At 36.0% G+C, this 8,383-nt stretch carries 10 protein-coding genes and 1 pseudogene; 3 read left to right on the plus strand and 8 right to left on the minus strand.

What is annotated here, in order from left to right:
• Together BHX94_RS12410 and cadC are read right to left on the minus strand one after the other, a co-directional pair.
• Positions 1-643 (minus strand): heavy-metal-associated domain-containing protein (locus tag BHX94_RS12410; protein ID WP_199798160.1); only part of this gene is annotated, 643 nt, incomplete at its 3' end.
• The gene (gene cadC, locus BHX94_RS12415; RefSeq protein WP_111747090.1) at positions 636-1,004 is read right to left on the minus strand and encodes a Cd(II)/Pb(II)/Zn(II)-sensing metalloregulatory transcriptional repressor CadC; all 369 of its coding nucleotides are present in this window, start codon (positions 1,002-1,004) and stop codon (positions 636-638) included. The genes BHX94_RS12410 and cadC, both read right to left, overlap by 8 nt.
• Positions 1,005-1,966: 962 nt before the next feature.
• On the opposite strand from cadC, the gene BHX94_RS12420 reads away from it, so the two are divergent.
• Positions 1,967-2,647 carry a DsbA family protein gene (locus BHX94_RS12420; RefSeq protein WP_111747093.1) on the plus strand — a complete coding sequence of 227 codons (681 nt, stop codon included), beginning with the start codon at positions 1,967-1,969 and terminating at the stop codon, positions 2,645-2,647.
• 3 nt (positions 2,648-2,650) lie between these two features.
• Positions 2,651-3,064 (plus strand): disulfide oxidoreductase, encoded by a 414-nt coding sequence (locus BHX94_RS12425; protein WP_111747095.1) that lies wholly within the window; start codon positions 2,651-2,653, stop codon positions 3,062-3,064.
• 76 nt (positions 3,065-3,140) lie between these two features.
• Here the strand turns inward: BHX94_RS12425 and BHX94_RS12430 are convergent, their stop codons facing one another.
• The 4 genes from BHX94_RS12430 to BHX94_RS12445 form a co-directional block, all read right to left on the minus strand.
• A complete protein-coding gene (locus tag BHX94_RS12430) occupies positions 3,141-4,286 on the minus strand; it encodes a copper resistance D family protein (protein WP_099483511.1) in 1,146 nt (381 codons plus the stop codon).
• Between the two features lie 13 nt (positions 4,287-4,299).
• A complete protein-coding gene (locus tag BHX94_RS12435) occupies positions 4,300-4,911 on the minus strand; it encodes a copper resistance CopC family protein (protein ID WP_170120847.1) in 612 nt (203 codons plus the stop codon).
• 197 nt (positions 4,912-5,108) lie between these two features.
• Positions 5,109-6,044 (minus strand): cation diffusion facilitator family transporter, encoded by a 936-nt coding sequence (locus BHX94_RS12440; RefSeq protein WP_111747099.1) that lies wholly within the window; start codon positions 6,042-6,044, stop codon positions 5,109-5,111.
• Positions 6,045-6,110: 66 nt separating this feature from the next.
• The gene (locus BHX94_RS12445; RefSeq protein WP_111747101.1) at positions 6,111-6,431 is read right to left on the minus strand and encodes an ArsR/SmtB family transcription factor; all 321 of its coding nucleotides are present in this window, start codon (positions 6,429-6,431) and stop codon (positions 6,111-6,113) included.
• Between the two features lie 278 nt (positions 6,432-6,709).
• Here BHX94_RS12445 and BHX94_RS12455 point away from each other — a divergent pair, with 278 nt between their 5' ends.
• Complete coding sequence (locus tag BHX94_RS12455) at positions 6,710-7,681, plus strand: arsenic resistance protein (protein ID WP_111747103.1); 972 nt, start codon at positions 6,710-6,712, stop codon at positions 7,679-7,681.
• A 320-nt stretch (positions 7,682-8,001) separates the two neighbouring features.
• On the opposite strand, the gene BHX94_RS12460 is transcribed toward BHX94_RS12455, so the two are convergent.
• Both BHX94_RS12460 and BHX94_RS12465 read right to left on the minus strand, forming a co-directional pair.
• Complete coding sequence (locus BHX94_RS12460) at positions 8,002-8,205, minus strand: SHOCT domain-containing protein (protein WP_232779910.1); 204 nt, start codon at positions 8,203-8,205, stop codon at positions 8,002-8,004.
• A gap of 73 nt (positions 8,206-8,278) precedes the next feature.
• A pseudogene (locus BHX94_RS12465) lies at positions 8,279-8,383 on the minus strand (IS6 family transposase); the annotation flags it as partial.

The raw sequence follows: 8,383 nt of genomic DNA on the forward strand, positions 1-8,383 counted from the left end.
CAAATAACATGGAAGTTACAAGGTTATCTTCTCCATTTACAAATTGAGAAAGGTAACCAAAAGCAATCAGTAATGTGGCAAACAGCAATGTGCTGTGTTTTTTATAAAACGGTATTTTCTCTTCTTTTGGAGCCTTAGTGTCTTCTTTGACCGATTGTATCGATGGATTCGCCAGTTTTTCAGGAATTACCTTAAGATTCTCAAAAGCACCTGCTTTTTCAAGTTCTTCAACCGATGCATTTCCATATACATCAATTTTAGAAGCGCCAAAGTTTACTTTTGCATCCTCAACTCCAGCTATTTGTTTTACATTTTTTTCAAACTTCCCCGCACAATTTGCGCAGGAAAATCCTTCCACACGGTAAACGTTTTTATCTTTAATTACCACAGGTTCTACCCGTCTTTTAGGTTTCTCTGGTGCCACTTTAAGATTTTCAAAAGCACCAGCCTTTTCTAGTTCTTCAACAGTTGCACTGCCGAAGACATCAATTTTTGAAGCTCCAAAATTTACTTTTGCGTCCTGAACGCCTGGAATCTTTTTAACATTTTTCTCAAACTTTCCTGCACAATTTGCACATGAAAATCCTTGGACCCGATAGACGTTCATTTCTTCTTCCATTAGTTTAACCTTTTGTTCAGACATTGACCTTCACCTCTTTCTTATGTGCTAGGGCGATCATCATTATCTGCCTGATATGTTCATCATCTAAAGAATAGAAAGCTAGTTTTCCTTCTTTTCTAAAGTTGACCACCCCTTGCTTATAAAGCGTACGTAAATGATGAGATGCATTTGCTATCGTAACACCTAAGATATTTGCTATATCACAAACACACAACTCTTCATCCTGACACAGAGCGTAAGTAATTTTTGCTCTATTTTCATCGGCAATAGCCTTTAACATTTGGCTAACACCAGAAATATCAACTGTTTGTAAATCCCCTTGTATTCGATTAACCTTTTCTTCGTCATAACAAAAAATTTCACAAGTATCTTTCTTGTTCATATTATCATCCCTTCTTCATTCAAATATTTATTTGAATATATTATAACCATTTTCGACTCATCATGCAAGCAAATATTTGAATGAAAATAAAAGAAGTAAGTAGGGCATAAAATTCTAGTCTCAAAAACGAATATTTTTGAGACTTATTTCTTTCACGATTAAACGGCTTATAATTATGGAGAATTCAGTCTTTAAAGATTGCTCAAAATCTATGTATCATATCCCTATATTTATGATATATAGTAACAACTTTAACTGTATATTATAAGCAGACCCTAAATAGACAACACTAGAGTGTCTCTTTCACCGATGAATTGCATATATTTTAAATACTATTTTGCACATACTACTTTAGAACCCAGCTTGTCTCGTACGAAGACAAGCTGGGTTCTTTAATTATAATGCAAATTATCGTCTGAATTAGTGCAGAATAATTACGAAAGTGACAGAAGGGGTAACCGGATGTGAATCGGTGATTAAAGTATAGCAGACCTTTGTCTTAAATCTGGGTGTGACTTTTGACTTTATTTTGTACTTATTTAAGTGATATTTTGCACTAAAATTAAGCCGATATCTCACATTAAAAGAGAGATATCGGCTTATAAAATTTTCTATTAAAATAGGAATGAGAACGGTACGTTTAATGCTTTGACTTCCCTTCTCTTTTAAAGTGTTATATCTAAACTGTATAAATATTTAAAAAACAATCTATTGACGGTCCCCTTAGCTAAGATCTAATTCGAAAAAACAAACCACTTTGATTAATTCTTTTCAAGGTGGTTTGTTTTTTGTTCTACGATTCTTAAATAAGCCAGTATTTTAAGTAACTTTATTTTCGCATATAGATTGGTATGCTGATATAATTCCAGTTTTGACATAAATTCGAACAATACATGATTGGCTCATTAAACGAAGAGTTTGGTGATACAATTAGTGTTAAATAAAAATAGGCAGGTGTTTTAATGAAAAGAAGTAATTCCTCTACATTTAAATTTATTGTAATTGCTACCCTGGCTATTGTGGTATTGGTTATTGCAGGTGTTATTATCTACAATACTAATTCCCAATCGAGTCAGGGAATGGTATCAGGTAAGCAACCTCCAATTGAAGACCAACCGACATTAGGCGATTCAGATGCGCCTGTTACAATAGTAGAATTCGGAGATTTCAAATGTCCAGCTTGTAAAGCTTGGGGATCAGATGTTTTTCCAAAACTGGTAAATGACTATATCGATACAGGAGAAGTGAAGTTCTCTTATGTAAATGTCTTATTTCATGGAGAAGAGTCTGAATTAGGATCATTAGCAGTTGAATCCGTCTATAAACAAAATCCTGATGCTTATTGGGAATTTCATAAAGCGCTCTTCGAAGCACAACCGAGTGATGACCACGATAGAAGTTGGATTACAACTGAAAATATCCTTGAAATAGCGAGCGGAGTCTCAGGTATTGATACAAATGATTTGAAATCTTCGATTGAAAATAATTCAGAGATGGACGCAGTGAATAGAGATTCGGAGCTGGCTTCAGAAATTGGCGTTCAATTCACCCCAACTATTATGATAAATGAGACAATAATAGAAGACCCATTCGATTATGAGTCAATTAAAGAGGTAATAGACTCTGAATTAGAGGAAAATTAAGATATGAGAAAAACAGATATTTCTCAGCTATTATTATATGTAGCATGGTTGGTCTCAATTATAGCAACACTTGGCAGTCTATACTTCAGCGAAATACAAAGCTTCATTCCTTGTGAACTTTGCTGGTACCAGAGAATCCTAATGTATCCTTTAGTATTGATACTTGGAATAGCCACCTTTCAAAATGATAAATCTGTTAAGAAATATGTATTACCAATATCAATCATTGGCAGTTCAATTTCTCTCTTTCATTATTTAGAACAAAAAGTACCTGGATTTGCGGAAATTAAACCATGTGCCAATGGTGTGCCATGCAGTACCGAGTATATTAATTGGCTTGGATTCATCACAATACCATTTTTAGCCTTAATTGCGTTCTCATTAGTTTCAGCATGTATGCTTCTTGTTAGAAAATAGAAAATCATTATTAAAAGAGGTGTCATCAAAATTGATGGCACCTCTTTTGCTTATATATTGATTTGTTTTACTGCACCTATTGCACACCTAAAATAATTCCAACGTAAATGGATATAGACATCAGTAAAGAGGAGAATGTAGAAGCGAAAACAGACTTTTTTCGTACAGCTGAGTATATGGTCAATAATAAAAACAACAAACCTAAAGCGAATAACAGGTAGTTTTCCAAAGCAAATGACATGGTGACATTGAACACGCCCCCCTGTTCAGCATTCTGGATAGTGTTTACAATATCTCCATCGTACAATGCATTAAATAGGGGGGAAGCCCCCTCTGTTTTTACCAGACTATAAATTTGATGCGGTGGCCAGGACTGCCCCATAAAGGCTGTCAGCCCGAACACAACCAAAGCATAGATACTTTCCAGTCTTGCCCATTTTAAAGGGTTGAATGACGCATTATTTTGCTGCTTCCTAAACAGAAATCCATTTATCAAAGCGAATATTACAAGTGAAATGATAAATATATGCTTCAGAACCAATGCCTGGCCGTAATTCACTATAAGACTGTTCTGATATTCCTGCAGCACAGAAGCGTTCACATCATCATATGAATCAATATCAATTTCCATAGTAAAGTACCCTGTAATGATCGCGATTGCAAGGCATATTATTGCCACTGGAGTAAACCATTTCAAAAATGGTGTCCAATTATGTTTATCCTTGGAAAACCAGCTGATTACAAAAAGAATTCCTATCCATATGCTAATTGACATGAAATGAAGTGTATGTACAATGAATCCTTGCCATTCGGTAATGGTGGCAGCATGTGCTGAATTTGTGTAGCCGAACAGCATCAATAAGGTTAAAACCAAAGCCCACATTTTTAAATGCAACTTTTCTGTCAGGTGCCTGGCTCTCAATACAAATATGAGAATGATGGATATAAAACTGATAAACAGCCAGGCTTTGCCAATTTCAAAGGTCAGTATTACATTCATTAAGGTTGACCAGAGACCCATATCTCCAGCCAATATACTTGCCGTTCGAAAAAATGGAAAGAAAACGGTTATAGGTATTAAAATAGCCGTTAAATATAGTAACTTTTTGGGCACGTTCAAAGTTGTCCTCTTATCTTCCGGAACGATATATAAAATCAAAGAGCCGATGAGGAGCGAGAAACAAATGTATAATATAAATTCTGTCAAGGAAACTAAAAGCATTTCAATTCACCTCCTACTTTTTGCGTTTATCAGTAAATAACCAGATTGCAAATATTGTACCAATAACTACAAGAAGAATTATGATTACAGTACTTAACGAAACTCGATCATTTACGGTATCCGTCTGTTCTCCGGTTGTATTTTTTGAGCCGGAAGATTGATCATTCGGTTCATTCCCCACCCCATAGTCAGTATTATTCTGACCGGCATCATTTGTTTCGGTATTAATATTATTCTCATTTTGATTGACACCTTTCTGAATTTTACTATCTTCAGTTTCCAATATTGAGAAAGAATACCCATCCTCAATCAAATGCCCATCACTTCCGATGATCTTCCAATTCACTCTATACGTTCCTGATTCGAGCACATCTTTAAATGTTGCTTTCATTTCATCATCTTCTATATCAATAGCTGATGGTTGAAGCTCCTGACCCTCTTCATTCGTAAGGTAAAGGGTGCTCCCATTTTCAATCTTTGTACTAAAGTAGAGTTCTATTGTATCTATGGTTTCTTCGAGTTGTTCTCCATCCACTGGGTCGGCTGCTTCTAAAACAGAGTGTCCACTGGCTTCTTCGAACGGAATCGCAACAAATAACAGTGTAGCCGCTATAACCACATACATTATTCTTAAATCAAACATGTAACATTCTCCTGTTCAAGCTGCCATAATTTATATAGGAATTATATCATTTAATCCACTAAAAAGATGTGTGCTGTAAGAGTTGTAATGAAATCGTCAAATATATAGTAATGAAGTGTGCTAAAAAAGCTGCCATTAATATTATGGCAGCTTTTTCATAATGCAATATATTCTCTTATTTAATGTTCATGATTATGCTCCATATTGTCATCCTTGCACATTACAGAATCTTTATGAGGATGATTATCACTTTCCATCTGAATAGTTACATGTCCAATATTCTCGTCTTCCAACTTTTGTTCAATTGTTTTCAACATTTCCTGACTTTCCTGAACAAAAATGGTTCCATCCACTACCACATGGCATGAAAGTGCATTTTTACCACTTGTAATACTCCATACATGCAAGTCATGCATGTTATTTACACCAGGAATGCTCTCTATGGTTTTAATCACTGCATCAATTTCAACATTTTTGGGTGTCCCTTCCATCAATACATGAATGGACTCTTTTGTCACACGCCACCCACTTATTAATACAAGCACTGCGACAATCACACTTGCCAACGGATCTGCCCACCCCCAGTTGAAGAAGATGATCATCAAAGCTGCAACAATGGCACCCACTGAACCAAGTAAATCGCCTAACACATGTAAAAATGCTGCCCGTATGTTCAAGTTTTCCTTTGTATCCCCGCCGCGCATGAGGAGCCATGCTACAAGGATATTTATCAGTAATCCAATAGTAGCAATGATCAACATGCCAGTAGAGGCCACTTCAGGCGGGTCCGTAAACCGTTGGTATGCCTCATAAAAAATGTAGATAGCAATCAGTACCAGAGTAACTCCATTAAATACTGCTGCCAGAATTTCAAACCGTTTATATCCATATGTTTTACTATAATCAGCAGCTTTTTCTCCAAGTATAAAAGCCAACAACCCAACACCTAGCGAAATTGAATCACTTAACATATGACCCGCGTCAGCTAGTAAGGCGAGACTGTTGGTCAAGAAACCCCCAATCGCTTCAATAACCATATATGTTGTGATAATGATAAAGCTAATCAAAAGCGTTTTTTTGTTTGCACCATGTGTATGGTCATGTTCCTGAGCCATTCGATTACCTCCTGTTAATATTTGCAGATAAGTATATTTAATTGAATTCTATATATAGTTCTTTCATCAGTGATGACAAGCGTGATCAATCGTTTCTTTCAACATGTTCATTACATGTGCATCATCATGGGAATAATATAGGGTGGTACCCTCTCTTCTATACTTGACCAAGCGTAAATTCTTCAAAAATCTTAGTTGGTGAGAAACAGTAGATTGTCTCAAATGTAAGTTTTCAGCAATATCATTCACAGAATATTCTTTAAGGAAAAGCAAATTCAGTATTCTGATTCGCGTCGGATCACTTAATACTTTGAAAGTCTGGGATACAACAAATAAAGTTTCTTCATCGAGATCTTTATTATTATCAACAGTTTCGTCTTCCTCAATGTCTTTTATGATTGGTCACCTCTTCCTGGTTATAATGATAACTTTCAATGCCAATATGCTTATATCAACATATACTCATATATTAAAAATGTTTGGCACTATTGTCAAGACCTCCTGAGTATTATAAAATTTGTCCTTCTAATTTATATACAATTGCATCTATCTTTTTCCTATCACTTCAATTGAAAATCAAGGCAATCATTGATAGATTATATTATACTGATTTGCAGAAAGGTTCATCTTATAAGAAAATTTTTAAATGGAAAAGAGATTTATTTATGGGGACATTAGAAAAATTCCAAACTTTTATTATACTATTCGCTGTTGGGTCAGGTCTTTTATTAGGACAATTAGGCGTAATTGAACAATATGCAGAGACTCTGGTTGTTCCGTTCTTATTCTTAATGCTCTATGGATTGTTTTTGACGATTCCACTGCATCAATTAAAAAAGGCATTTTTAAATATCAGGTTCCTTGGATCCAGTACTATCATTAATTTTATATGGACACCAGTATTAGCCTGGGGTTTAGGGGCTATTTTCTTATCAGATCATCCGGCTTTATGGATTGGTTTCATTATGCTTATGGTGACACCTTGCACAGATTGGTATCTGGCATTTACAGGCATAGCAAAAGGGAATGTGTCTCTTTCAACATCCGTTCTACCGATTAATTTGATTCTACAAGTCGTATTTTTGCCTGTGTATCTACTACTATTTGTTGGAAGCATTGAAACGATACCCCTCTCGACACTTATAGAGAGTATATTGATTGTATTGATCGTTCCTTTCGTACTTGCTCACCTTACGAGATTCCTATTGAGAAGAAAAGAATCAGTTTTAACCAACAAAGTTATACCCTTTTTTAGCAATGCTCAGATTTTCTTTTTGTCATTAGCCATTATGGCAATGTTCGCTTCTCAAGGTTCATACTTACTTGATAACTTGGAAGTCATTTATATTTTAATTATACCTATTTTGATATTTTTTGTTATCAACTATGTATTAGGTCGTCTGATGGGAAGAATCTTGAAGTTTTCCTATGAAGATTCGGTCAGCTTAAGTTTGACGATTATTGCACGAAATTCTCCGGTCGCCTTGGCTATAGCTGTCACAGCATTTCCCAACCAACCACTCATTGCTTTGGCTTTGGTTATCGGACCTTTAATTGAATTGCCTGTACTTGCCATTGTGTCCCAAGTACTGCTTTTCACAAAAAAGAGTGAAAAATTGAAAGAGAGTCCGCACTAAGTTTACCATGTTAAGAAGATATGGACTGGATATGAACAGTACGAAACGCATCGCGTACTCACGCAAGAAATATTGGCGCTTGGCCAACACGCCCGACGTTCAACGGACCCTTACAACAAAGAGACTCCGCCAATGGAGTTTAGCGGCGCTAAGCCCCATTGGCGGAGTCTGCTTACGCAAAATATTGAACCGTCGTCTACGGAACCGTACGTACGATGATGTGAGAGGACGGGAATTAGTTATTCCCCCCTACTCGATTTTGTTTACTGTCTCTGACCCGTCTTTTTCATTCGATACAAGACGATTAGACGGTAGCCGTTTCACTCTTTGGTTAACATCCTTTTTCGTTTTTCGTATTCTCCTTCGCTAATTTCTCCTCGCGCAAATTGCTCTTTTAAAATCGACAGGGCTCCATCTTCCTTTTTTGTTGCTCTGGTAGTAACCAGTCGGTAAATTCCATAAATAACCAATCCTAGAATCACAATCCAAAAGAGCATCATAAATACGCCCATTCCACCTGACATCATAGAAATTCTCCGGTTCTGTTGCAAAGTAAAAAAATATAGCTAACCACAAATTTATCATGTCAGTGTTCGCTTAACTTGCTAGCATGATGCTAATTTCGTGGCATGGCGAAAATCCGTAGATCTGAAGAGACCTGCGGTTCTTTTTATATAGAGCGTAAATACATTCAATACCTTT

Source organism: Macrococcoides bohemicum, assembly GCF_003259675.1.
Classification (GTDB): Bacteria; Bacillota; Bacilli; order Staphylococcales; family Staphylococcaceae; genus Macrococcoides; species Macrococcoides bohemicum.

Excerpts from the sequence above, each read along its gene's own strand:
- BHX94_RS12435 (WP_170120847.1), bottom strand. The coding sequence starts at position 4,911 with ATGTATGTGGTTATAGCGGCTACACTGTTATTTGTTGCGATTCCGTTC.
- BHX94_RS12440 (WP_111747099.1), bottom strand. The coding sequence starts at position 6,044 with ATGGCTCAGGAACATGACCATACACATGGTGCAAACAAAAAAACGCTT.
- BHX94_RS12460 (WP_232779910.1), bottom strand. The coding sequence starts at position 8,205 with ATGTCAGGTGGAATGGGCGTATTTATGATGCTCTTTTGGATTGTGATT.
- BHX94_RS12425 (WP_111747095.1), top strand. The coding sequence starts at position 2,651 with ATGAGAAAAACAGATATTTCTCAGCTATTATTATATGTAGCATGGTTG.
- cadC (WP_111747090.1), bottom strand. The coding sequence starts at position 1,004 with ATGAACAAGAAAGATACTTGTGAAATTTTTTGTTATGACGAAGAAAAG.
- BHX94_RS12455 (WP_111747103.1), top strand. The coding sequence starts at position 6,710 with ATGGGGACATTAGAAAAATTCCAAACTTTTATTATACTATTCGCTGTT.
- BHX94_RS12420 (WP_111747093.1), top strand. The coding sequence starts at position 1,967 with ATGAAAAGAAGTAATTCCTCTACATTTAAATTTATTGTAATTGCTACC.
- BHX94_RS12430 (WP_099483511.1), bottom strand. The coding sequence starts at position 4,286 with ATGCTTTTAGTTTCCTTGACAGAATTTATATTATACATTTGTTTCTCG.